15 protein-coding genes and 1 tRNA gene are annotated in these 24,400 nt (G+C 70.4%); 2 read left to right on the top strand and 14 right to left on the bottom strand.

Annotation, left to right across the window (positions count from 1 at the left end):
* Positions 1-6 precede the first annotated feature (6 nt).
* The 6 genes from pglX to ACZ8ZB_RS14440 all read right to left on the bottom strand — a co-directional run bounded on the left by pglX (position 7) and on the right by ACZ8ZB_RS14440 (position 13,443).
* Positions 7-3,774, bottom strand: coding sequence for a BREX-2 system adenine-specific DNA-methyltransferase PglX (gene pglX / locus ACZ8ZB_RS14415; RefSeq protein ID WP_470738125.1), 3,768 nt, complete (start codon positions 3,772-3,774; stop codon positions 7-9).
* Between the two features lie 158 nt (positions 3,775-3,932).
* Positions 3,933-5,423, bottom strand: coding sequence for a hypothetical protein (locus ACZ8ZB_RS14420; RefSeq protein ID WP_470738126.1), 1,491 nt, complete (start codon positions 5,421-5,423; stop codon positions 3,933-3,935).
* Positions 5,420-6,835, bottom strand: a complete 1,416-nt coding sequence (locus ACZ8ZB_RS14425; protein ID WP_470738127.1) for a KGGVGR-motif variant AAA ATPase — start codon at positions 6,833-6,835, stop codon at positions 5,420-5,422. The genes ACZ8ZB_RS14420 and ACZ8ZB_RS14425 overlap by 4 nt, the downstream gene beginning before the upstream one ends.
* Positions 6,832-7,296: a hypothetical protein gene (locus tag ACZ8ZB_RS14430; protein WP_470738128.1), complete on the bottom strand. Its 465-nt coding sequence runs from the start codon at positions 7,294-7,296 to the stop codon at positions 6,832-6,834. Before ACZ8ZB_RS14430 ends, ACZ8ZB_RS14425 begins: the two co-directional genes overlap by 4 nt.
* 95 nt (positions 7,297-7,391) lie before the next feature.
* Positions 7,392-11,813, bottom strand: coding sequence for a BREX system serine/threonine kinase PglW (pglW, locus tag ACZ8ZB_RS14435; protein WP_470738129.1), 4,422 nt, complete (start codon positions 11,811-11,813; stop codon positions 7,392-7,394).
* Between the two features lie 352 nt (positions 11,814-12,165).
* A complete protein-coding gene (locus ACZ8ZB_RS14440; protein ID WP_470738130.1) occupies positions 12,166-13,443 on the bottom strand; it encodes a serine/threonine-protein kinase in 1,278 nt (425 codons plus the stop codon).
* A gap of 314 nt (positions 13,444-13,757) precedes the next feature.
* Between ACZ8ZB_RS14440 and ACZ8ZB_RS14445 the strand changes: the two genes are divergently transcribed.
* Positions 13,758-15,035 (top strand): family 16 glycosylhydrolase, encoded by a 1,278-nt coding sequence (locus ACZ8ZB_RS14445; RefSeq protein WP_470738131.1) that lies wholly within the window; start codon positions 13,758-13,760, stop codon positions 15,033-15,035.
* A gap of 183 nt (positions 15,036-15,218) precedes the next feature.
* Here the strand turns inward: ACZ8ZB_RS14445 and ACZ8ZB_RS14450 are convergent.
* The 7 genes from ACZ8ZB_RS14450 to galU form a co-directional block, all read right to left on the bottom strand.
* Positions 15,219-15,292, bottom strand: a tRNA-Ala gene (locus ACZ8ZB_RS14450).
* A 60-nt stretch (positions 15,293-15,352) separates the two neighbouring features.
* Positions 15,353-16,552 carry a divisome protein SepX/GlpR gene (gene sepX, locus ACZ8ZB_RS14455; RefSeq protein WP_470738132.1) on the bottom strand — a complete coding sequence of 400 codons (1,200 nt, stop codon included), beginning with the start codon at positions 16,550-16,552 and terminating at the stop codon, positions 15,353-15,355.
* A 168-nt stretch (positions 16,553-16,720) separates the two neighbouring features.
* Positions 16,721-17,365 carry a GNAT family N-acetyltransferase gene (locus ACZ8ZB_RS14460; RefSeq protein ID WP_470741481.1) on the bottom strand — a complete coding sequence of 215 codons (645 nt, stop codon included), beginning with the start codon at positions 17,363-17,365 and terminating at the stop codon, positions 16,721-16,723.
* 23 nt (positions 17,366-17,388) lie between these two features.
* Positions 17,389-17,931 (bottom strand): MogA/MoaB family molybdenum cofactor biosynthesis protein, encoded by a 543-nt coding sequence (locus tag ACZ8ZB_RS14465; RefSeq protein ID WP_470738133.1) that lies wholly within the window; start codon positions 17,929-17,931, stop codon positions 17,389-17,391.
* Positions 17,928-18,449 (bottom strand): cyclic pyranopterin monophosphate synthase MoaC, encoded by a 522-nt coding sequence (moaC, locus tag ACZ8ZB_RS14470; RefSeq protein WP_470738134.1) that lies wholly within the window; start codon positions 18,447-18,449, stop codon positions 17,928-17,930. The genes ACZ8ZB_RS14465 and moaC overlap by 4 nt, the downstream gene beginning before the upstream one ends.
* Positions 18,450-18,535: 86 nt before the next feature.
* Positions 18,536-19,858 (bottom strand): molybdotransferase-like divisome protein Glp, encoded by a 1,323-nt coding sequence (glp, locus tag ACZ8ZB_RS14475; protein WP_470738135.1) that lies wholly within the window; start codon positions 19,856-19,858, stop codon positions 18,536-18,538.
* Entirely contained in the window at positions 19,855-20,766 is a 912-nt protein-coding gene (gene galU, locus ACZ8ZB_RS14480; protein WP_470738136.1) for a UTP--glucose-1-phosphate uridylyltransferase GalU, read from the bottom strand. The genes glp and galU overlap by 4 nt, the downstream gene beginning before the upstream one ends.
* A gap of 92 nt (positions 20,767-20,858) precedes the next feature.
* Between galU and ACZ8ZB_RS14485 the strand changes: the two genes are divergently transcribed.
* Positions 20,859-21,473, top strand: coding sequence for a 5-formyltetrahydrofolate cyclo-ligase (locus ACZ8ZB_RS14485; protein ID WP_470738137.1), 615 nt, complete (start codon positions 20,859-20,861; stop codon positions 21,471-21,473).
* Positions 21,474-21,542: 69 nt separating this feature from the next.
* Here the strand turns inward: ACZ8ZB_RS14485 and ACZ8ZB_RS14490 are convergent, their stop codons facing one another.
* The gene (locus ACZ8ZB_RS14490; RefSeq protein ID WP_470738138.1) at positions 21,543-24,344 is read right to left on the bottom strand and encodes a penicillin acylase family protein; all 2,802 of its coding nucleotides are present in this window, start codon (positions 24,342-24,344) and stop codon (positions 21,543-21,545) included.
* Between the last annotated feature and the right edge of the window lie 56 nt (positions 24,345-24,400).

Genomic DNA, 24,400 nt, shown 5'->3' on the forward strand with positions numbered 1-24,400 from the left:
TCACTGCTACTCGGCGGCCTTCGCCCGTCCGCCCCGCCGCTTCTCCGGGCGCCAGTCGCGGAGGTCGGCCTCCGAGAGCCCACGAACGGTGCGGCCCTTGTTCAGCGCCGTCTGGAACTCGCGGGCGGGGCTGTCGCCCCACTCCTCGTCGTACTCGTCGTACCACTGGTGGACCCAGGGCATGACCTCCATGAGCCCGGCCAGCAGCGGCACGAACCGTGGGTCTTCAACCTGCCAGCCCTCCTCCGTACGATCGTTGATGAGGTTGACGAGGGCCTCGGCCTGGTCCTTGTGGTTCCAGCCCGCCCAGCCGAGCAGCAGGGACGGGTCACCGTCGGTAGAGGCACCGGGGTAGGAGATGAACCGCTCCTTCGGCACGTCGAGCTTGCCGCGGTTCGACCAGTAGGAGTGCCGGAGGAAGTCGGCACCGCTGTACTTCGGCGGGACCTTGATGTCCAGGTGCACGCCGTCGCGGTCCTCCTTGCGCTGCTGCTCCCAGACGTGTTCCCACTGAGCGCGCTTGCGTAGACCGGACTCCTTGTAGCGGAGTGCAGCTAGATAAGGCACGTGCTCGTTCTCGATGACGGCTTGGAGCACGGTGGCGAGGGACGCCTCGGGCTTCTTGAGGTGGTCGGCCGCGTACAGGGCGCGAACCGACTCCACCTCACCATCATGCCGCAAGGCGTCGGCAAGCTGATAGACGGTAAGAGTACGGGGAGAGGTGTAGTCACCCCGCTCCTCGAACCACAGCTCCTCACGCTCGGCCGCGTCCAGCAGCCAGGCCCGGAGAGCGGCGGCTTCCCGCTTCTCCCAATCCTCGATGGACCAACGCCGCTTGTACTCAGGGCGTTCGAGCAGCCGGATTTCCTTGTTGGAAGCGATGATGTCGAGCCTCGCCTGCACGACCTTCTTGTATTCCTCGGGCCATTCGGTGGGGATGCCGGCGACGGCAGTGTCGGTGGATCCATGCCGCTCGAACCAGGCGGTCTTGATCTCTCCGGCGTCAACCTTCTGCCTAAGCACGATCTCAAAGGCACGCTGACCGAGAGCGAGTTGAAGCGCATTATTGTCGGCCAGCTCGGCGGGGTCGCCTGACAGTGTCGCTCGGGCGACTTCCTTAGTCGTGAGCAGCCCGTATGAGCCGTATACAACCCAATCAAGCTCCTCCTGGAGGAGGATCATTTTTGAACGGATACGAGCCTGGGACTTACGGGCTTCGTGCAGGACAGTTCGAGTAGGGGTTCCAGTTGCAGCAACAGCACAAGGGTCATTTTCTGAAAATTCCCGAGCAAGAGCATCAATAACTCTCGAAAAGCGAGGAGGAATTGATTCGGGAATAGGAAATTCCTTCAACCTTGTCGCATTGAAAGCGTACCTATTCTCCCACGCCTCATCTTGCACGCCTCGCCCTATCCCGCTACCACCCTTTGCATGACTGGATTGCTTCATCCAGAAGCATGCGGACGAAGAATTCAGAAGCCCCGAGATTTGCAGATAAGACTCTTCATCAACCCCTTCAGGAAACTTAATCACCGGAGCCGTCTGCTTGAATACATTACCACCTCGATCCAGAGCAAAGTGGTTGTGAGTAGCAACTTCAGCATACGTAATCGACAATGCAGTGCTAAGCTTGTTCGGATACACCTCTTGCCACTCATACCACGACATACCCTTTTCGAGCATCGGCACACCGAATCGCCTGCGCGCAGAAATAGCGGAACGATACGGAACCAATACGCGACGCGTTGTTCCAATACTATCCCAAGGAAGCGCGCCAAAATCATGGCCGTACACCCAAATCGAGTCAAGTTCAGGTTGCGCCATATAGTCACGAATTACGTCACCCGTTACGATTGGGCGCGTCACCGCAACGCCTAGCCGCGAAGCCGCGCCGTTACGAGGCAGGAGATACAGATCATCTTCTCCTGTAACCGCGGTGATCCCGATCGCTTCGACAAGATCCGACAGCTTCTGCACTGCAGCAGCCTCAATGATGTCCATCACCGGGCCACTACCCCCGCTCAGCGACCACGGATGCTTCGAAAACCTTCCTCGCGCAGCATCCTCAACGCTCACCCAATCCGACTCGCTGCCAACCTTACTCAATTGCCCAACGATCGCCCGCCATACCTTCCCCTGTGCAGCATCAGGCGGTGGACCGGGCTCTCCTTGAACCCCAAACACAGCCCGGATGGGCTTAGCCTGCCGAGCCACCTGGTTCCGCCCGACCAGAATCACCGTCGGCGTACCGTGCCCCGGAATGTAAGCCCCCGACGTATCGATCACATGCGTCAGATCCACGCCACCGAAGTCACGCTTCCGCTTGCTCTTCGGGTCCTTGTAGGGACCCCCGTGGAAGAACGACTCGATCAGAACCTTGCCGAACTCCCTCTTCATGAACGAGTTCGCCGTGATCTGCCCGGTGAAACCGCCGTCCTGACGGCTACCACTCGCCCGCAGCGCGAGCTCGAAAATCCTCTGCGCGAACGGCACCGACAACGCGTACTTGCCCGAGCAGGCCCAGTACACGTCCCGGTAGTTCTGGTTCTCCTGCTTGTCCTTAACCGTGATGTACGGCGGGTTCGCCACCACCACGTGGTACGAGCCCCGTCCCAGCAGGTCCACTTCCCGCACGTACTCCTTGACGTCCTCCGTCCGGTACGTGAAGACCTCCTCACGGGCCGCGTCGTCGAGCGTCCGGTCGGCCTCCTGGCCCGCCTCGCGTCCGTGCAGCAGCGAGTCCCCCACCGCCACCCGGATGGGCATGGCCGGCGCGCGCCGCAGCTCCCGTACGCCGCCCTCCTTCAGCGCGGCGACCAGCAGCCGGAACCGTGCGATCGAGGCGGCGTACGGATTCTTGTCCGCGCCGTGGACGGACTCCAGGGCGCGCCGGATGTGCACCCACTTGTCCACACCGGGCTCCAGCACACGCCACTTCTTGTAAATCCGGTCGAACAGGCCGAGCAGGAAGTGCCCGGAGCCGCACGCGGGGTCGATGCAGCGCAGGCCGTGCACCCGGCCGTCCTCGTCGACCTCCCCGCGCCAGCCCTCCGGCCGGCGCTTCCACACCGGGTCCAGGCCGAACTCCTCCACCGCCGGTTCCAGCGTCAGGTCGAGGATGAACGACTCGACGAACGTCGGCGTCTGGAGCAGCGCGTAGGTCTTACGGGCGTGCTCGGAGAGGTCCTGGTAGAGGTCGCCGAGGAAGCGGGTGTCCAGCTCGGGGTCGGTGAAGTCGTGGCGGATGCGGCCCTCCGCGTCCCGTTCGCGCCAGAAGCCCAGCAGTCGGGTGGCGGCGACATAGGAGGGGGTGACCTCCCACAGCGGGTTGAACCGCTTGTCGAACAGGCCCGCGGCCGTAGGGTGGGCGTCACGCAGCGCGCCGAACGCCTCCAGGAGCCAGTCGCGGTCGTTGTGCTCCGGGTGCTTGCGGAAGTAGTCGTCGTGGCGGTCCTGCGCCTCGGACAGCCGCTCGCCGGGGCCCGACAGCCAGGCCTCCGGGATCAGTCCGTTGTCCTCGCTGAACCGGACGAAGACGCAGGCCAGGACCCAGGCGGCGGCGATCTGCACCAGCCGTTCGTCGAGCCAGGTCTCATAGCCGACGCCCGTCCGGCCGCCCTCGCCACTCGCCCGCTCGTACTCGGCGAGGAGGGACGGCGCGAACTCCTCGGTGGCCGACCGCTGCCTGAGGTCCTCCTCCAGCAGCACGACCTGCTTCTGCAGTTCCTTCAGCAGCACGCCCTGCCGCGGCACCACACCCGCAGGCGCTTCCACGGCACGGACTTCCTCAGACGACACCGGCGATTCTCTCCATCCCGACCGACCCACCGTGTGGACTGTGGACACGGCATGTCAGCCCATCCTGCCAGGTTGACTTTGTAAACCTGACAGGGATATGAGGTCCACCGGGACCCGACGGCGCCCGGCGGCGGCTACGCCTTCGGCCGCGGCACCCCTCCCATGCGTCCCAGCCCGAACGCGATCCGGTACACGTCGGGCAGGTCCAGCCGGCCGTCGCTGCGGCGCCGGGTCATCACGCCCAGTTCGATCAGCTCCTCGACCAGCCGGGGCAGGTCGTCCGGGTGGCGGGGGCCGGTACGGACCAGGGAGGGCCGGTCGGCCTGGGCGTACTGGGCCACGTCCTCGGCCAGCGCCACCGGCAGGTCCTCCTCCTTCCACCGGTGGAGCACCGCCGGCTCCGCGATGGGCACCTGGCAGCCGGCGAGCGGCTTTATCGCCAGTTTCACCCACGGGGTGTCCTCCCCGACCTCGTCGACCCGCCGCTTCGATGCGGCCTGCACCCCGGCGCGGATCGCCTCGTGGTGCAGGGCCCGGTCGTGGGCGTGGTGCCCTGAGCGGGTCGCCTCGGCGGCCGTCACCAGGGCCTGGAGAAAGCTGCGCGGACTGATCTTGCCGTTGCCGTCCTTGAGGTGGTTCGGCAGCCAGGTGTAGGGCTTCCCCTTGCGGTAGTTTCCGCCCATGAACGGGTCCGCGATCTCCGTGAAGAGCTTCTCCTGGACCTCCGCGACGTTGCGCAGCGACAGGGGCGGCTCGTGCCGGCCGACCGTCTCGTCGGTCGCCCAGCCGCCGGTGGCCGCCCGGAACCGCCGCGCCAGACCGGCCTGGTCGTCGTCCTCGTTGCCCAGACAGTGGAAGAGCAGCCCGTACAGGTCGGTGTGGGTCCACTCCAGGCTCGACGCGTAACCGGAGGAGAGCTTCGAGGCGTCGGCGAAGGTGAGGGTGGCCGCCTCGAACATGTCGGGGCGGATGAACACCTTGAGCCGGATGTTGCGCGTGCCGAACCGCATCTGCAGGGCCAGCCGCAGGATGCCGACGACCAGCCGGTCCGCCTGGGCCCGGTCGGCGTGCAGGTGCTCCAACGCGTCGAAGAGCAGCAGGTGGACGATGTTCGCCCCGTGCGCCTCCCGGTCCGCCCGTTCCACCGTGCGCTGGGCCTCGTCCGTGTGGGTGCGCACCCACACCACCCTGTCCCGCCACTCGGACAGGCCGCGCAGGTCCTCCTGCCCGAGCGCCGTTAGCAGGACCGCGTACCAGATGTCGTACGGGTCCTCCCCGGCCTCGACCAGGCCCCGCAGGGTCGGCGGCCCCGGATAGTGGTCGTGGTCCAGGTTCATCCCGTGCCCGGGATGGACCCGCAGCCGGCGCAGCCGGTTGATGCGGTACTCGGCCGCGGCGACCTCGCGCAGCCGTTCGTCGAGCAGGGTCTGGTACCAGAACGTCTTGCCGACGCCCCGCCCGCCGGGCACCACCACGTTGTCGACGTACAGGGCGGTGCGGTGCGAGTCCGGCATGAACAGGGTGTGCGCGGTCGGCGTCCGGGTGTCGGCGTGGAGGGAGTCCTCCAGGGCCGACGACAGCAGGTCCCGGTACTCGTGTGCGGTGAGGGGGATCTCGTCCGTCATGTCGCTCGCGCCCCTTCCTCTTCCCGGCCGGCCTCCAGTGCCGCCTCGATCAGCGTGATGACTCCGTCGAGGAAGTCACGGTACGCGGCCTGCACGAAGGCGCGTTCCTGCCAGCCCGGTGCGTTGCTCGCATCCATGCCGACCAGGCCCGGCTCGAACAGGATCGGGATGGCGAAGTGGGGTGCCTGCTCGTCGTCCCGCGCCGTGGCGATCCCGTCCGCGGAGGCGCCCTCGGCTCCCACGTCGACCGGCGCCACCGTGTCGTACAGCACCTCGAAGCACTCGAACGCCCGTTCCCGGAAGGCCTCCAGATAGGCGTCCATCGGATAGTGCACCGAGTCCGGCACCATCGAGGCCACCATGCGCAGCTTCTCCCGGATGTGCGGCGCCTGCCCCAGCGAGTGCCAGGCGGCGAACAGGTCGCCGTAGCCCATCCACGTCTGCTCGTTGTTCCCGCCGAACAGCAGGGCGAGGTCGCACAGCCGGGAGATGGTCACGGCGGCGACGTCGTGGATGCCGGCCCGGCTGTCCAGGAGGACCACGTCCGGGCGGTGGCCGGTGTCGCTGTCCCGCTCCACCGCCTCCTCGCAGGCGCACACGGCCTGCTCCAGGCGCTCCGCGAAGGACGCGTCGACGGTATTCGCATAGACGCGGTTCAGCTTGTCGGCGTACGAGTAGGACGCGTCTCCGCCACCCCCTCCCCGGGCCGGCGCCACCCACAGCTCCCCGAACCGGCCGTCGTCCGCGCGGGGCGGGTCGTAGAGGGTGCGGATCACCATCTCCAGGCCGTCGGCGCTGCCGACGGCGGCCTCCACGAGGTGGTCCACCAGTCCGTGCGGGGGGAGGTCCTGTCCCATGAGGAGCGGGCCAGCGCCCGGGGATTCCAGGTCCAGGTCGACGACCAGGACCACGTGGCCCCGGTCGGCCAGGGCGCGTGCCAGCACGGCCGTGGCGGTCGTACGGCCCACGCCGCCCTTGAACCCGTACAGCGCGGTGCGGTGGGCACGCGTACTGCTCGCCCCGTCGACGAGCGGGGACACCTTCGCCCAGTCCTCACCGACCACGGTGTTGTCGAGGAAGCGCACGGAGCCCTTCTCGGACGTTCCTTCGGGATCCGCGACCGCGCGCGGGGACGCCAGCAGGGTGTCCGACGAGAACATCTTCGAGGCCAGCAACACCGGATGACCTGTCCGGTACGGGCCCAGCCGGTCGGCGAGCAACCTCTCCCAGCCCTGCACGAGCTTGAGCACGGCCTCCTTCTGCTTCTCCCTGTCGTCGACGACGAGGGAGAAGCGGCCGAGCACGTCCCGCACCAGTACGACGTGATAGCCCTGCCGGGCCACCTCGCGCGCGGTGTCGAACGCGCGCGTGCGAGCTTCGTCGAACCGGACGGGATCCACCGGTGCCGTCACGGCAACTTCCCGTTTAGCAGGGCCTGTTCGTGCAGACAGAGTATGCGACGCGCCGCGTCCCGGCGCCGCTCGACCACATCGGACTGGGCGTACGTTCCGTCGGAGTACCGGGTGCTGACACTCCACCTCTTGAACGCATGGAGGTCGCCTTCGAGTACCGAGTGCAGGGCTGCCCCTCCCCGTCCGTGCGCCCACAGCCTCACCTCACGGACCAACTGGTCGACGTGGCCGAACTGCAGGGGCTTCTCTGGGTCCGCCGGATCCACGACCTCCGGCTTCCTGGACGGCCCGATCGCCACATCCGTGAACCGCAGCAGCAGGCTCTTCGTCGCGCACTCCGCCGCGAAGCCGTACAGGTGGTCCGCGGACGGCAGGCGGCTGTCGGTGTGGAGGTAGTCCGCGTCGTGGAAGTGACGCGTCGCGGCCTTCGCGAACTGATCCTCTTGTAAGGTCTCCGGCACACAACGGATCTTAGTCGTGACTCCTCATCCCCGGACTCGAACCGGCAACGAGCAACCGCAAGTTGCAGCGCCGCCGACCAAGCACCGCCACGTCCTCAGGCCTTGAGGTCCTTCAGGAACAGTCCTGTGAGCGGCTCCCATTCGCTCGCCCGGTCCACGACGTCCACCGTGCGGCCGTCCAAGGCCGGCGAAGCCTCCGGGTCTTCCATGGGCACGAGCAACCACAAGCCATGCGGGACACCCCCCGGGTGACGGGCGGCCTCCTGCAGCGTCACCAGCAGCTCACGCCCGCCCGCCGACCAGTAACGGGCGGTGAGCGCGGCCTCGTGGACGAAGAGCACGGTACGCGGACCCGACTGCTCGGCCAGCGCCACCGCGCGGGCGAGAACCCTCTCGCATGCGGCCCGCGCGTAGGAGGCGAGGCCCGCACCGAGCGTGCCCGAGGCGGCGAACACGGCGTCCGCGCGCAGCAGCGCCGCCCACTCGACGCCCTGCTCCGTCGCCAGGTCCCGAAGGGCCGCAAGGAACAGATCGTCCAACGAGACCCGTACCACGTCCATGCGTTCCGCCAGCCGCTCCGCCACACCCGGCAGTTCGGGCGCCTTGACGGTGAGTGCCAGGAAGCCGCCGCGCCGGCGGGCCGCCTGGAGTCGTGCCGTCAGGAGCCGGCGCGGGTCCCTGCCCAGCGCCAGCTCGCTCTGCGCGGCGGCGATCAGGGTGCCGGTGCTGGTCAGCATGGAGACCGACGGCTCGTACCGGCTGTCGGCCTGGTCGCGCCCCCGGGGCATGAACCGTTTGCGTTGCCCGTCGTAGGCGAGCGGGAAGTCGGTCTGGGCCAGCGCTTCCTCGAGTTCCACGTACGTGGTGTCGGCCAGCACGGTCAGGCCCGGGAAGCGTGCCCGGACGCGGGCCACCAGGTCGGCGGCGCTTATGCCGGTGTCGGCGCGCACCCCCGCGGGTGCCTGGGAGATGCGCAGCGCACGGACCAGGTCCATATCCAGCGGGAAGAGTTCCAGCCGGGGGGAGACGGCGACGCCGCCCCCCATGGCCGCCGCCAGGTCGACCAACCGGGTGTCGGCCATGGACGCCATGCCCTCTGGTGCTGTCACCGCGCGCAGTTCCCGCAGCACCGTCGCCCGGCCCGGAAGCGGGTCGCGGCCGGCGACCCCCACAGCCGCCTCGCCCAGGGCGGCGGCGTAGTCCGCGAGTTCGGCCGGTGTGGGGTCGTCGCTGCCCGGCTGGTCCTCCAGAGCCAGCACCATGCGCCCGCCGCGCCGCAGCACGGCCAGCCGGACCGGGGGCTCGCCGTCGAGGCCGGGGTCCTCGTCCCGCTTGCGCGACTCCGCCTCCGCCGCCGCCCGCACCACGGCCAGGGCCAGGGCCAGCGTGTCGGCGGGATCCCCGTCTCCCGCACCGTGCCGGGCGCGCAGCTCGGCGGCGAGCTCCTCGGCGGTCGCGACCCTGCCCTGCTCGGACAGGATCGCCACCAGTTCGTCCCGGACACGGCGCAGCCAGGGCAGCGCCGCCCACAGTTCGATCGCGGCCTGCTGGTGCTGGGAGACCGTGGGCTGGCTGATGCCGAGCGCCTTGGCGATGGCGGGCTGCGCGGGCCAGGGATCCAGCCGCTCGCCGCCGGGCAGCTGGAGCGTGGTGAGGACGACGTCCGGGCGCGGCTTGGTGCGGCGCTTGCCGTCCGGGGGCGTGAGCCGTGCCGCCAGTGTCTCCACCGGCTCCAGCACGTCCTCGGCGGCGTCCACGGGGACGGCCACGGGCGGACGGGACGCGGGACGCCTGCGCAGGGCGTGCGTCCACTGGCGGTGCCGGCGGTTGAGTTCCTTGCGGATCACGTTGCCCGCACCACGGGCGCGGGAGATCGTATGCGGCGGGATGTCGAGCAGGGCCTCCACGGTCGACGCGCCCAGAGCCGCGGCGACGGACACGGCCCGGGGGGACAGACCCGCCGCATCCAGCGGGGTCTTCGGACCGGCGGCGGCGGCGGCCTGGTCCCGGGCGTCCTCGATGTCCTCGGTCGTCATGCCGACCGTGGCGGGGGTGGTGGCCGGCGGCGCCTTGTCCGCCGTACGGAACAGTCGGCGCCACGCCTCCTGCATCTCGCGCAGGCTGTCGAAGCGCTCCTCGACGTCACGGTGCAGGGCCCGCTGGAAGAACGCGGTCAGTCCCTCGCGCAGGGCCTGGTCGAACAGCTCGTCCGCGATGTGCAGTTCGGCGTCCGGCACGGTGAGCGGGTTCCCCTGGCCGTCACCCCACACCGGCCGCTCGCCCGTGGCCATCTCGTGCAGGGTCACCGCTGCCGCGTACCACTCGGCGTGGTCGTCGTAGCGTTCGCGTCGGCTGCCGCCCAGGAACGGGTCGAGATAGCCGCGCGTGCCCGCGTGCAGATCCTGGTCGGGCGCGTCGGCCAGCGAGAAGTCGAACAGCATGAGCTGCCAGGACCCGTCACTGCGCTTGAAGAGCCCCAGGTTGTCGGGCTTGATGTCGCGGTGCCGTACCCCGCGCGCGGAGAGGCTGTCCAGGGCTTCGAAGAGGTCGTTGCCGAAACGCTCCAACTGGTCGTAGCCGAGCGCTCCCTCGCCGCGCAGCCGCGAGCCGAGGCTGACCGGCTCCCGGTCGCCGGGCGGACGGAAACCGCCCGCGTACTCGATCTCCAGGACCATGCGCCCACCGAGCTGGCGCGGCTCGGCGAGCAGCTTCACGATGCGGCCCCCGCCGACCTCCTTCAGCGCGGTGGCCTCCGCCTGCAGCCGGGCATCCTTCTCATGGTCCAGCGCGACCTTGAACACCCGCGGAGAATCCGATTCGCCGCCCGGCTCGCTCTCGGTGCGACGCACCAGCAGGGCCCGGGCCGTGGCACCCGTGCCGAGGACGCGGGTCACGGTCCAGGTGTCGTCCAGGGACTGGCCCGGTTGGACCGTCAAGGGGTCCGGGGCCGCCGCGCCCGACGGCTCGGGCGTCGCCGCGTCCGCCTCCGCCGCGTCCAGCAGCCGCAGGAACTCGTCCGCCGACGCCATGCGGTCCTGCACGTCCGCCGCGGTCGCCTGGAAGACCAGAAGGTCCAGAGCCTCGGACACGCCGTCGGCAACGGCGTACGGGTGCAGGCCACCCTCCTCCCGCAGCCGGTCCAGCAGGGCGCTGCGCCGGTCGGCGGGCGGGCGCCCGGTCAGCAGCAGATACGCGAGGCTGCCCAGCCCGAACACGTCGAGGTCGACCGGGTCGGCGAACTCCTGGTCGGTCTCCGGGGCGAGGTACACCTGGGCGACGTCCGCGATCAGGTTGGCGTCCAGCGGGGTGTCCCCGAGGGTGCGGTGCAGTGTCGTCTCGAAGTCCCGGGCGGCGGTCTGCCAGTCCGCGATGCGCAGCACCGGGTCGCTGCCGTCCTCGCCCGCCGACACGTACACCGACCGGGCGGACAGGGCGCGATGGTAGAGGGAGCGGTTGTGGGCGTACCGCACGGCTTCGGCGAGCTGACGCACCATGTCCAGCCGGGTCTCAGGCGTGAGCCGCCCTCCGTACGCGTCGAGGTAGGCGTCCAGCCGCAGGTCCGACGTCCGGTGCCGGAACAGGATCGCCGGGCCGCTCAGGTGCTCGCGTATCTGGACCGCCTGCACGATGCCGCGGTGGTTGATGCCCTGCAACACCTGGTACTCGCGGCGGGCCGCCCGGTCCACCTGCTGCTTCTGCTGGGGCGAGGCCGCCTCACCGGCCAGGTAGATCCGTACCCGGCCGTTCTCCTGCACGAGGCCGTCGTCCCGCTCGGCCAGCCGGTCCTCCCAGCCGGGACCGGCGTCCAGCGCCCGCGGCTGCAGCCGCCAGTCGTCCCCGAACCGCAGATGAGCGGTCGAGTGGCTGACGCCGATGCGCTTCATCAGCTCTTCGAGCAGCGCGCTGGTCTGCGGGGTGATCCGCCAGTTCTCCCGCTCGGGCGGCAGTCCGAGCAGTTCGTCCCAGATGCCGGGGAGCCCGATCCCGCCGCCGTCCCGTGCGTACACCCCGGTCTGCTGGAAGTCGTCGAGGTCGCTCACCAGGCCGGGGGCGTGCAGGAAGACCGCCGGCTTGATGAAGGGCACCCTTCTGGGGTCCTCCTTCATGCCGCGCGCCGCCCGTGCCAGCTGCTCCTTGAGCTCCTTGGCCTTGAGGTCGGTGAGGTGCAGCGGGTTCTTCAGGGTGCGCACCCGGTCGTTGTGGAACTGCCAGGTGTCCCCGTGGTTCACCACCCGGCCGGGGTGGCCCTTCAGCTCCAGCAGGTACACGCCACCGGGCACGGCGATGAGCAGGTCGCACTCGTTGACCCGTCCCGAGGGGCCGGTGAACTGGAACGTCGCCCATGCCCGGTAGGGCTCGGCCCTCGGCATCCGCTGCCTGATGTGGTCGAGCCCCTCCTGTTCCCACGCATGACCGGAACGCCGCGGCTGGAACCAGCGCTCGCGGCTCGCGGGGGGACCGGGCTTCGGAACCGACGGCCGCGCGGCTGACGCCACCGAAACCTCCTGCATGATCATTACCGGACTCGATCGTGCGGGCCGTGCGTCTCACGCTGCAGGCCAGCAGCACGAGCAGCTTTCACTAAGTGCTTGATCGCGCTTTGCCCGAGTCCCGCCCGGGCATCCTAGTCGGTGCTGTTCCTGAGCCGAGGATGGCGGAACCCGCGAGTGTGACGGCCTGACGAGCGGAGCCCCATGGGCGGTAACGAAGACACGCGTGACGGCCACCACTGGACTGCGGGAGCCTGTGAGCGATACGAAAAAACCCTCGCCGCCGTTGACACGGCTCGACTTCGCGGGCACTGGCGCCCGTGAGCGGCCTGGTGAGGCCACCCCTCGAAGAGCGGCGACAGGACCTCGGCCGCGGTCGTCAGTTCCGCCGATAACGGGCGATCGCCCCGGCCAGATCACGGTGCCATTCCTGGGTGCGGGCAGCGCGGGGAGCCTTGATCTCGCTCTCGAACACCGAGCCGTCGTGCAGCGTGACCGTGATATGCAGCCAGGTGCGGCGGACGGTGCGGGGGACGATGCCGGCGATCTCCGGCCAGGAAAAGTTGATCTCGACACCGTCCCGGTCGAGGTCCTCGTCGGTCTCCACCTGGTCGAGCGGCAGCCCGCGTCCGTGGAGTGTCAGCAGCACTCCGTCGGCATCGACCACGATGCTGGAGTCTACATCCGCGGCGATGAACGCCTCGCCGTCGTCCGAGGCCGTCCCTCGCCCCGGGCGGGCGTCCGCCGCCGCGTCGACGACCGTGGGCACGTAGGGGGGAACGGACGGCGGCAGAGGCACGAGCGGGCGCGGGGGCACGAGAGGATATGACGTCACCGTCTCCCCGTCCGCCAACTCGTCGAGGAGATCCAGGAACCGTGTCGGACCAGGACGCAGCTCCGGTTCCTTGGCCAGGCAGGACGCGACCACCTCACGCATCGCCGGTGGGACGGCGCTCAGGTCGGGCGGTTCGTGTACCGACCGGTACATCAACCCCATCGGCGTGCCTCCCCCGAACGCACTGCCGCCCGCCGCCGCCACGAGGACCGCGCCCAACGCGAACATGTCCGCCGCGCCCGTGACGTCGGCGCCCATCGCCTGCTCGGGCGCAAGGAAGCCCGGTGTGCCGAAGGCGTGGCCCGTCGCCGTCAGGCGGGTGGACTCGACCGCCCGCGCAATCCCGAAGTCGAGGACGCGGGGCCCGTCCTCGGCCATGATGATGTTGCCGGGCTTCAGGTCACGGTGGACCAGACCGCAGTTGTGGATGGCTTCCAGAGCCTCCGCGAGCGCCGCACCGAGTGCCTTCAGGTCCCTTACGCCCATGGGGCCCTGGGACCGGATGCGCTCGGCGAGCGTCGGCCCCGGTACGTACGCCGTCGCCAGCCAGGGCGGGTTCGCGTTCGGGTCCGCGTCGACGACCGGCGCCGTGTGGAAGCCGCCGACGGCGCGTGCCGCGGTCACCTCGGCACGGAACCGGGCGCGGAAGTCGGGGTCGGCGGCGAGCTCGCCCCGCGCGACCTTCACAGCGACGGCACGCCCTCCGCGTGACCGGGCCAGATACACGGTCCCCATGCCGCCCTCGCCGAGAGTGCGCTCGATGGCATACGGTCCGACGCGTTCCGCGCGGCCCTCGTTTCCCTGCCATCCGTCCGCGCCCATTCGATCCCCCGAGAAACGTTCAGCCGATCCCTTGGACGGGATCATCCCATTCCACGGGTCACGCAGAAGGCCTGCCGGCTCGCGTCGCTGACGGTCCGTTCCGCCTCCGCTCGCTTAAGCCGCCCTTAAACGCTCATTAAGCGATCGGCCGAGGACCTTATGGCATCAAGTAATCGCAGTTCAGGGCCGCTTGAAGCACAAACCGGGCAGTTGGTTGCACCGTCAACCGTCCGTAGCATCGGGGCTCCCCCACGATCCACTTCCCCCCACCCCCACCCCCACGCAACTTCCCCACAGACAAGGTGTGTTCACCCATGGCCGCTCACCGCGCACGCCGGTGGTCGCTCGGCGGGCTCGTCCTGCTGGTCTCCACCGCGGTCGTCGCCGCCTTCGCCTTCCTCACCACAGGACCGTCCGCCGACCGGGCCGGCGCCGCCACCACCGCGCCGACCTGGTCCGACGAGTTCGACGGCCCGGCAGGCAGCGCCCCGGACCCCGGCAAGTGGACGCTGGAGACCGGCGGCAGCGGCAACGGGAACCACGAGTTGCAGTACTACCGCGACAGCAGGGACAACGCCGCCCTCGACGGCGACGGCAACCTCGTCATCACCGCCCGCAAGAACACCGACACCGGGCTCCGGTGCTGGTACGGCCCCTGCCAGTACACCTCCGCCCGCCTCAACACCGCCAAGACCTTCACCCAGGCCTACGGTCGCTTCGAGGCACGCATCAAGGTGCCCCGCGGTCAGGGCATGTGGCCCGCGTTCTGGATGCTCGGCGACGACCTGGGCACGGCCGGATGGCCCGACAGCGGCGAGATCGACATCATGGAGAACGTCGGCCACGAACCCGGGATCGTCCACGGCACCGTCCACGGCCCCGGCTACTCCGGTGGCGGCGGCATCGGCGCCTCGTACACGCTCCCGGGCGGCGCGGCCTTCGCCGACGGCTTCCACGTCTTCGCGGTCGACTGGAGCCCCGAGGAGATCACCTGGTCCGTCGACGGGCAGACCTACCAGACCCGCACCCCGGCCGACCTGGGCGGCAGGAAGTGGGTCTACGACCACCCGTTCTTCCTCATCCTCAACCTCGCCGTCGGCGGCGACTGGCCCGGCAGCCCGGACGCCTCCACCGCGTTCCCGCAGACGATGACCGTCGACTACGTACGCGTCTCCGCCTCCGGCGGCTCCTCCGGGGACGGCGGCACCGCCCGGACCGGCGCCGTCGAGGGCATCGGCGGCATGTGCGTCGACGTCGCCGGCGCCTCGACCGCGGACCGGACCCCGATCCAGCTGCACGACTGCACCGGCGTCGACGCGCAGAAGTGGACCCTGGGCGGCGACGGCACCGTACGCGCCCTCGGCAAGTGCCTCGACGTCCGCGACGCTTCCACCGCGGACGGGACGCCCGTACAGCTCTACACCTGCAACGGCACCAAGGCCCAGCAGTGGGCCCACACCTCCGCCCGTGATCTGGTCAACATCGGTGCGGACAAGTGTCTGGACGCCAAGGGCGGCTCCTTTGCCGACGGCACGCCCCTGCAGATCTGGACGTGCACCGGCGCCGCCAACCAGAAGTGGACGGTCGCCTGACCCCACGGCCCGCCGTGACCACGCCCTCGGCCCGATCCCGGACCGGGGGCGTTCGGCATCCGGCCGGCCGGTGCGACCGGGCGCCGGCCCGGAAGTGGTGGGGCGTCAGCAGGGCCCGGAACACCTCCCGCACCACATGTCGAAGCCCCGGTCGGTGAATACCGACCGGGGCTTCGAGCTGCGTGGACCTGAGGGGATTTGAACCCCTGGCCCCCTCGATGCGAACGAGGTGCGCTACCGGACTGCGCCACAGGCCCTTGCAACGAGTGAAACTTTAGCATCCCGATCGGGGTGCCCGGAAATCCATCGGCCCGGCCCTACTCGTTGGCGGCCTTCGGGCGCTCCCCGTCCTCGTACTGGTCGAAGAGGGGGGTGCGGCCGCGTTCGCGGGAGCGTCGGGCGGAGGCGGCCCGGCGGGCGTCGCTGCGGGCGTCCGCGGGGGCCTCCGGGTCCGGGTCCGCTTCGTCGGACGGATCCTGCGTCTCGTCCGCCGGCACGGCGCTGGAGCGGGCCGAGCTCCAGGTGTCCGGGGCGCCGAGGTCCACGTCGCCGGAGGCGCGGGGGGCGACCGGGGCGGTGACGTACGTGGGGAGCGGTACCGGGACCGGGTCCCAGCTGTCGCCGCCCTGGCCGGGCCGCCGCTGCCGCTCGCGCTGCTGGTCGACCCACTCGGCGTGGTCGGTCTGCTCGACGAGCGCGCGCCGGTCCGCGGCGAGCGCGGTCAGGCCCGGGTCGGGATCGACTCCCGCCTCCGGCCCCTCCGGTTCGTCGGGGTCGGCGTCCTCCACGGAGGGACGGCGGCGCGGCTGGCGCTCCCGCTCGCGCAGCCGCTGCGCCGCGATCTCGGCCTGGCGGCGGTCCATCTGGTAGGCGAAGCGGCGGCGCTCCTGGGAGCGGAGATAGGCGATGTACGCGCTCAGCAGTACGGCCGGCACGCCGGGCGCCCAGAGGAAGGCCAGTCCGCCGACCGCCGCGACGACCGCGCCGAGCGTGAAGGCGATGAACAGCATCGTGGTGGTGCGCCGGCGGCGGGCGAGCGCCTTCGAGCGCTGGGCGCGTGCGGCGGCCTGCGCCGCCCGGGCCCGCTGGGCGTCCGGTCCGCGGCGGGCGGCCGGAACACGTCCCCGCGCGGCGGCCGGTTCGGGCGCCCGCCGTTCCGCGTGCTCGCGCGGGGGCCGGCCGGATGCCGGTTCCGGCCGCTCCTCGGAGGGTGACGGTAGGGGCGCCTGGGTCTGCGGGCGGGTCTGGGACACGGCGAAGGCCCGGACGTCCACCGTGTCGGTGACCGCGTCCGGGTCGTGGACGCTCCGCTCCCCCTCGTCGGCGGAGCGCGCCCGCAGGTCCTTGGCGTACCGGCGCTCCATGCCCGCCCGTCCGGACAGCAATCGGATGGCGGTGCTGAAGCGTTCCGTCGGACGGGCCTCGTTCAGCTCGTCCTGCCTACGGAGCCACATCGGCACCAAGTAGGCGGCCCAGGCCCCGACGATGACTGCGTAGATGAGGCCGCTGCTGCTCACGTCCCACACGGTAGAGGGATGTGCACGGGGGCATCCGCCAATTGGACCGGTGTGTCGCACGATCTGGCTGATATTTCGAACTTTTCTTGTGATCGACGCGATCAGGGAACCACCTGAACCGGGAATTCCGCGCCCGAAGACGGTCGCCTCCCCCTTGAATTCGAACGTTTATTCAATTCCGGGGCCGTGCGGGATTTCCGGGTTGCGCCGCTCGTGGCCGGAGGGCCCCTGGGAGCGTGCCCGGCGCCACCGGGCGAGCAAACCGTCGGGGACCTCTTCCGCCGTGAGCGCGAAGACGAGATGGTCGCGCCAGGCCCCGTCGATGTGCAGATAACGCGCGCGCAGGCCCTCCTCGCGGAATCCGAGTTTTTCCACGACCCTGCGGCTCGGTCCGTTCTCGGGGCGAATGCAGACCTCGATGCGGTGCAGTCCGACCGTGCGGAAACAGTGGTCCACGACCATCGCCACGGCCGTCGGCACCACTCCTCGGCCGGCCACCGCCTCGTCCACCCAGTAGCCGACGTGGCCCGAGCACATCGAGCCCCAGGTGATCCCGGCGACCGTCAACTGGCCGACGAGACGTCCCTGGTACTCGATGACGAACGGCAGCATCCGGCCCGCGTTCGCCTCGGAGCGCAGGTGGCGGACCATCTGACGGTACGTCGGCCGGTGGATGACCGGTCCGCTGGGCGTGGGCGGCGGGATCGTCGCCTCCCAGGGCCGCAGCCAGTCGCGGTTGCGCCGGTTGACCTCGCGCCAGGCCTTCTGGTCGCGCAGCCTTATCGGCCGGAGGACGATGTCGCCGTCCACCAGCTCGGCCGGCCAGTGCGGGGTGTTCAGCTCGCACCCCCGCCCGTGGCGTCCGGTCGCGGGTGGTCCCCGCCGCGCAGTTGGTCCACGGCGTGCTTCAGCAGCGGCTCCAGGACGGCGAGACCGTCCTTCACCCCGCCGCTGGACCCCGGCAGGTTGACGATGAGCGTGGAGCCCGCGACCCCCGCGATGCCCCGGGAGAGGGCGGCCGTGGGCACCTTGTCCCGGCCGTACGCCCGGATGGCCTCCGCGATGCCGGGGACCTCGCGGTCGATGACCCGGCGGGTCGCCTCGGGGGTGCGGTCGGTGGGTGAGACGCCGGTGCCGCCGGTGGTCACGACGACGTCGTACCCGGCGTCGACGCCCGCGCGCAGGGCGGTCGCCACGGGGTCGCCGTCGGGGACCACCCGAGGGCCGTCGACCGCGAAACCGAAGCGCCGCAGGCCCTCCGCGACCAGCGGGCCGCCCTTGTCCTCGTAGACGCCGGCGGCGGCCCGGTTGGAGGCGGTGACGACGAGCGCGCTGTACGGAGCGAGCAGCGCGCCGCCGGCAGTCGCGTCGGGAGTCATGCCCGGCTCCAGTCGCCCGACTTGCCGCCCGTCTTCTCCTCGACCCGGACGTCCGTGATGACCGCCTCCTTGTCGACCGCCTTGACCATGTCGATCACGGTGAGCGCGGCGACGGAGACCGCGGTGAGCGCCTCCATCTCGACGCCCGTACGGTCCGTCGTCCTCACCGTGGCCGCGATCTCCACGGCGTCGTCCGCGACCGACAGGTCCAGTTTCACACCGGAGACCGACAGCGGGTGGCACAGCGGGATCAGGTCGGGGGTGCGTTTGGCGCCCATGATGCCCGCGATGCGCGCGGTGGCCAGCGCGTCGCCCTTGGGGACGCCCTCGCCGCGCAGCAGCTCGATCACGCGCGGTGAGACGAGGACGCGGCCGGTGGCCCGCGCGGTGCGCGCGGTGACGTCCTTGCCGGACACGTCGACCATGCGGGCGGCGCCCGCCGCGTCGATGTGGGTCAGACGGGACTGCCCGGCGGGTTCGGAGGGTCCGGGGGTCTCCCCCCGGGAAGGCACGGTCATGATCGTGTGGCGCTCCCGGTCCTGGCCCGTCGCGGTGCGGCGCACGGGCCTGCTGTGCGCGACACGGTACCGCCAACCGGTCGCGCTCAGCCGAGCAGGACCACCTCGACCTCGGTGCCGGGCACGACGGACTCGGCGTCCTCGGGGACGACGATCAGCGCGTCGGCCCGCGCGAGGGCCGCCACCAGGTGGGAACCGGCGCCCCCCACGGGCGTCACCGCGCCGTCGGCGTACCGGCCGCGCAGGAACTGGCGGCGGCCCCTGGGCGAGGTCAGCGCCCGGTCCGCGGTGAGCTTCGCGCGGGTCCTCGGCCGGTGGACGTCCGTCAGGCCCATCAGGGTGCGGATGGCGGGACGGACGAACAGCTCGAAGGAGACGTAACTGGAGACCGGATTGCCGGGCAGGGCCAGCAGCGGGGTGTGGTCGGGGCCGATGGAGCCGAAGCCCTGGGGCTTGCCCGGCTGCATGGCGAGCCTGCGGAACTCGACACCGCTGCCGGGCTCGTCCTCGTCCCCGGCGTACGACAGCGCCTCCTTGACGACGTCGTACGCCCCGACGCTCACGCCGCCGGTGGTGACCATCAGGTCGGCGCGCACCAGCTGGTCCTCGATGGTGTCCCGCAGGGTCGTGGCGTCGTCGGCGACGGCGCCCACGCGGTAGGCGATCGCGCCCGCGTCCCGTGCGGCGGCGGTGAGGGCGAAACTGTTGGAGTCGTAGATCTGCCCCGGGCCCAGTTCCCCGTCGGGCTGGACGAGTTCGCTGCCGGTGGAGAGCACCACCACGCGCGGGCGCGGGCGTACGCGCACCGTGCCGCGGCCGATCGCGGCGAGCAGGGAGATCTGCGGCGGGCCGAGGACGGTGCCGGCCGCCAGGGCGCGGTCGCCGGCCTTGACGTCGCTGCCCTCGGCGCGCACGTGCGCGCGTGCCTCGGCCGGGCGGTACACGTTCACCTGCCCGGTGGCGCCCTCGGGGGCGAGACTGCGGGCGCGCATCCCGGTGGCCGGGCCCTCGCCGAGGCCGCCGTCGGTCCACTCGACGGGGACGACGGTCTCGGCGCCCGGCGGGAGCGGGGCGCCGGTCATGATGCGGGCGGCCTGGCCGGGGCCGACCCGGAGGAGGCCGTCCGCGCCCGCGGCGACGTCCCCGACGACCTCGAGGGCCGCCGGGTACCGCTCGCTCGCGCCCGCGACGTCCGCGACCCGTACCGCGTACCCGTCCATGGAGCTGTTGTCGAACGGAGGCAGGGAGACCGGCACCGTGACGTCCTCGACCAGGACGCAGCCCTGGGCGTCGAGGAGGTGCAGCTCGATGGGTTCGAGGGGCCGGACGGTCGCGAGGATGTCGTCCAGGTGCTCGTCCACCGACCAGAGGCGGTCCGGTCCTGCGGTGCGGGGCGCTGCGGTGCTCAACGTCGCTGCATCTCCTCGGTGACGTACTGCTGGAGCCAGGTCCGGAAGTCCGGGCCCAGGTCCTCACGTTCGCACGCGAGCCGGACAATGGCACGCAGGTAGTCGCCGCGGTCGCCGGTGTCATAGCGGCGGCCCTGGAAGACGACGCCGTGCACCGGGCCGCCGGCCTTCTCGTCGGTGGCGAGCTGCTGGAGGGCGTCGGTGAGCTGGATCTCGCCGCCGCGGCCGGGCTCGGTCTTGCGCAGGACGTCGAAGACCGCCGGGTCGAGGACGTAACGGCCGATGATGGCGTAGTTCGAGGGGGCGTCCTCGGCGGCGGGCTTCTCGACCAGACCGCTGACCTTGACGACGTCGGTGTCCGCGGTGGTCTCGACGGCGGCGGAGCCGTAGAGGTGGATCTGCTCGGGGGCCACCTCCATGAGCGCGACGACGCTGCCGCCGTGCCGCTGCTGGACCTCGATCATGCGCTGGAGCAGGAGGTCGCGCGGGTCGATCAGGTCGTCGCCGAGGAGGACGGCGAAGGGCTCGTCGCCGACGTGCGGGGCGGCGCACAGCACGGCGTGGCCGAGGCCCTTGGGGTCGCCCTGGCGGACGTAGTGCATGGTGGCGAGGTCGCTGGACTCCTGGACCTTGGCGAGACGGTCGGCGTCGCCCTTCTTCTGGAGGGCGGACTCCAGCTCGTAATTGCGGTCGAAATGGTCCTCCAGGGGGCGCTTGTTGCGGCCCGTCACCATGAGGACGTCGTCGAGACCGGCGGAGACGGCCTCTTCGACCACGTACTGGATCGCCGGCTTGTCGACGACCGGCAGCATCTCCTTGGGAGTGGCCTTGGTGGCCGGCAGGAACCGGGTGCCGAGGCCGGCCGCGGGGATGACAGCCTTGCTGATCCGAGGGTGTGACTGAGACATGCCCGACACCATATCGGGCCGCTTTGCTTCGAATCTGAGGCTCCGGTCAATTACCGATCATATGAGCATATTGGAACGGTACGGGAACAGACTTGAGACACGAAGAGAGCACGAACGAGCCTGACAAACGGAGATGGCGCCGGGATCTCCTCACGGTGAGGAACGGGTTGACGGCGGACGACGTGCGGGAATCCGCGGCCGCCCTGGCCCGGCAGGCGCTCGGACTGCCCGAGCTGGCGCACGCGCGCACGGTGGCGGCGTACGTCTCCGTGGGCAGCGAACCCGGCACGCTCGCGCTGCTCGACGCGCTGCGCGCGCGGGGCGCACGCGTCCTGCTGCCCGCCCTGCTGCCCGACAACGACCTGGACTGGGGGGTGTACGAGGGCGGGGAATCACTCGTGCGCGTGCGGCACGGCGCGAAGACGGCGCTCCTCGAGCCCGCGGGGCCGCGCCTCGGACCGGAGGCCGTCACGGAGACGGACGTCGTCCTGCTGCCGGGCCTCGCCGTCGACGCGCACGGGATGCGCCTGGGCCGCGGCGGCGGCTCCTACGACCGGGTCCTCGCCCGGCTGGACCGCGCGGGCGCGCATCCGGCGCTGGTGGTGCTGCTGTACGACGCGGAGGTCGTCGCGCGCGTCCCCGTGGAACCGCACGACCGGCCGGTGCACGCGGTGGTGACGCCGTCCGGGGTGCGCCGGTTCAACTGAGCGCCCCCGCACACGCGGAAGCGGCCTCCGCGTGCGCGCGGAGGCCGCTTCCGACGGCGGGGACCGGGATCAGGGCTTCAGCAGCAGGGTGTCGCCGGTGCTGTCCGCGACCGCCTTCTCCGAGTACGGCCACTCCAGCAGTTCGCCCTCGGCCCACTTGTCCGTCTGGTCGACGTAGTGGGAGCTGTAGGCGTGTCCGGAGGCGCCGGTGAGGTTGATCCACCGGGACTTGTCGAGGTCGCCGAGGTTGACCACCATCCGCATGGACGGCACCCACACGACGCCGTAGCCGCCGGCGGCGTTCCAGCCGGTCGCGTTGACGGTGGCCTCGCCGCCGCCGAGCTTCCACGGGCCGCGGTTGAGGAGGTACTGCAGGAAGCCCGGGCCCTCGGTGCCGAGGGTCTGGTTCTTCAGGAACAGGCGGTGCAGCCGGCCCCAGCTCCAGCTGTCGATGTCCTTGCCGAGCTTGGCGGTCAGCTCCCAGCGGGCGTCGATCAGGGCGCGCTTGAACAGCTCGTCACGGTTGTCCGCGGCGGGGCGGGTGCCCGACTTGGGGGTCTTCCACCAGTCGCTGTCCTCCTTGTCCATCAGCTTGCGGACCACCTCGAACCAGCGGTCGCCGCCGTCGGGCTGCGCCTGGTCGGCGTCGCGCTGACCGCACTCGCGGACCTTGCCCGCCTCGTCGGCGGGCCCGGTGGTGTTGACCGGCTCGACCCACAGGCACTGGCCCTTGACCCGCAGCTCCTTGGGCAGCTTGTGGCCGAAGGCGAGCTTGAGGATGTTGCGCCAGACGGAGTTGAAGTAGGCGGCGGCCGCCGAGTCGGCGTCCTGGGTGTAGTCCCAGCCCTCCAGCAGCTTCTGCGCCTCGCGGACGTCCGCGTCCTCGGTGTCGATCTTGAGCAGGTGCGGCACCAGCAGCTTGGCGATGGTGCTGGAGTTGTCGAGCTGCATCTGCCGCATGTCGTCGGTGGAGATCTTGCCGTCGTCCTTGATCTTCGACTTGATCAGTTCGGTGATCCGCTGACTGCGGGCGCCGTAACCCCAGTCGGTGGTCAGCGTGTACGGGTAGTCCTCGCCGACGACGGCCTGGTTGGCGGTGACGATGTAGCCGCGCTCCGGGTTGTACTCGTAGGGCAGCGCGTCCTGGTCGATCCAGCCGGCCCACTCGTAGTCGGGGTCCCAGCCGGGGGCGGGGAGGGAACCGTCGTGGTTCTCCGCACGGGCGGGGATCTTCCCGGGGAGCGTGTAGCCGATGCTGCCCTCGGTGTCCGCGTAGACGAGGTTCTGCGAGGGCACCTCGAACAGGGCGGCGGCCTCGCGGAAGTCCTCCCAGTCCTTCGCGCGGTTGATCGCGAAGACGGAGTCCATGGTGCGTCCCGGGTCCAGCGCGGTCCAGCGCAGCGCGACGCCGTAGCCGTCGCCCCGGTCGGGGGCGGCGCTGTCGACGGCGGCCTTCTTGCCGGTCTTCACCAGCTCGTCGGAACGGTCGGAGAGCAGGGGGCCGTTGTTGGTCTCCCGCACGACGATCTTCCGCGCCCTGCCGCCGGCGACCTCGATGGTCTCCTCGCGGGTCTTGAACGGCACCACCTTGCCGTCGTACTGGTAGCCGTCGCCGGTGATCTTCTCCAGGTAGAGGTCGGTGACGTCGACGCCGGAGTTGGTCAGGCCCCAGGCGATGTCCTGGTTGTGGCCGATTATCACGCCCGGCATGCCCGCGAAGGTGTAGCCGGTGACGTCGTACTGGCACTCGGCGGAGACGCTGCGGCAGTGCAGGCCCATCTGGTACCAGACGGACGGCAGCGAGGCCGACAGGTGCGGGTCGTTGGCGAGCAGCGGCTTGCCGGTGATGGTGTGCTTCCCGGAGACCACCCAGGAGTTGGAGCCGATGCCGTCGCCGTTGACGCCCACGGCGGTGGGGAGGTCCTCCAGGACCCGCTGGAGGCCGGTCAGCTGGCCCTCCAGGGCGGAACCTCCGGTGCCGGTGCCTGTGCCGGTGCCTGTGCCGGTGCCCGTGCCGGTGCCCGTACCCATGCCGGTGCCGGTGCCCGTACCCATGCCGGTGCCCGTCCCGTCCGTGTTCTCGCCCTGCTCGTAGGCCCCGGTGAGCTGGTCGTACCCGCCCTCCTGGACCACCGGCTTGTTCCGGCTGTACGGGTACGCCGGGTACAGGTCGGCGATCTGCTGCGGGCCGAGGCGGCTGGTCATCAGCGCGCGGTCGATCTCGTCCTGCATGTTGCCGCGCAGGTCCCAGGCCATCGCCTTCAGCCAGGCCACGGAGTCGACCGGGGTCCACTTCCCGGGCTTGTAGTCGTTCTCGAAGCCGAGGGCCGCGTACTCCAGGGAGATCTCCTCGCCGTCCTTGCCCTCCAGGTAGGCGTTGACGCCCTTGGCGTACGCCTCGAGATACTTCTTCGTGGCGGGGGAGAGCTTCTTCTCGTACTCCTCCTTCGCGACCCGGTCCCAGCCCAGGGTGCGCAGGAACTCGTCGTTGTCGACCTGGCCCTCGCCGAACATCTCCGACAGGCGCCCTGCGGTCATGTGCCGGCGCACGTCCATCTCGTAGAACCGGTCCTGCGCCTGGACGTAGCCCTGCGCCATGAACAGGTCCTCGTCGGAGGAGGCGTAGATCTGCGGGATGCCGTAGCCGTCCCGCTTGACGTCGACGGTCCCGGTCAGGCCCTTGAGCGTGATCGAGCCCTTGGTCTGCGGGAAGGAGGCGCGCACGGTGCTGACGGACCAGTACCCCCCGTAGGCGACACCGCCGATCAGGGCCAGCACCAGGACGAGCACGATCAGTCGGGCTTTACGCCCCTTCTTCCTGCCGGACTTGCCGGGTTGCTGACCCGTGGAGGCGGTGGTGTCGGTGGGCATCGCTGTCCTTGCTGTCCTAACGCGAGCGGCAGGTCGGGCTGTGCTTTTAACTGAGC

The organism is Streptomyces sp. 12E (assembly GCF_055633275.1).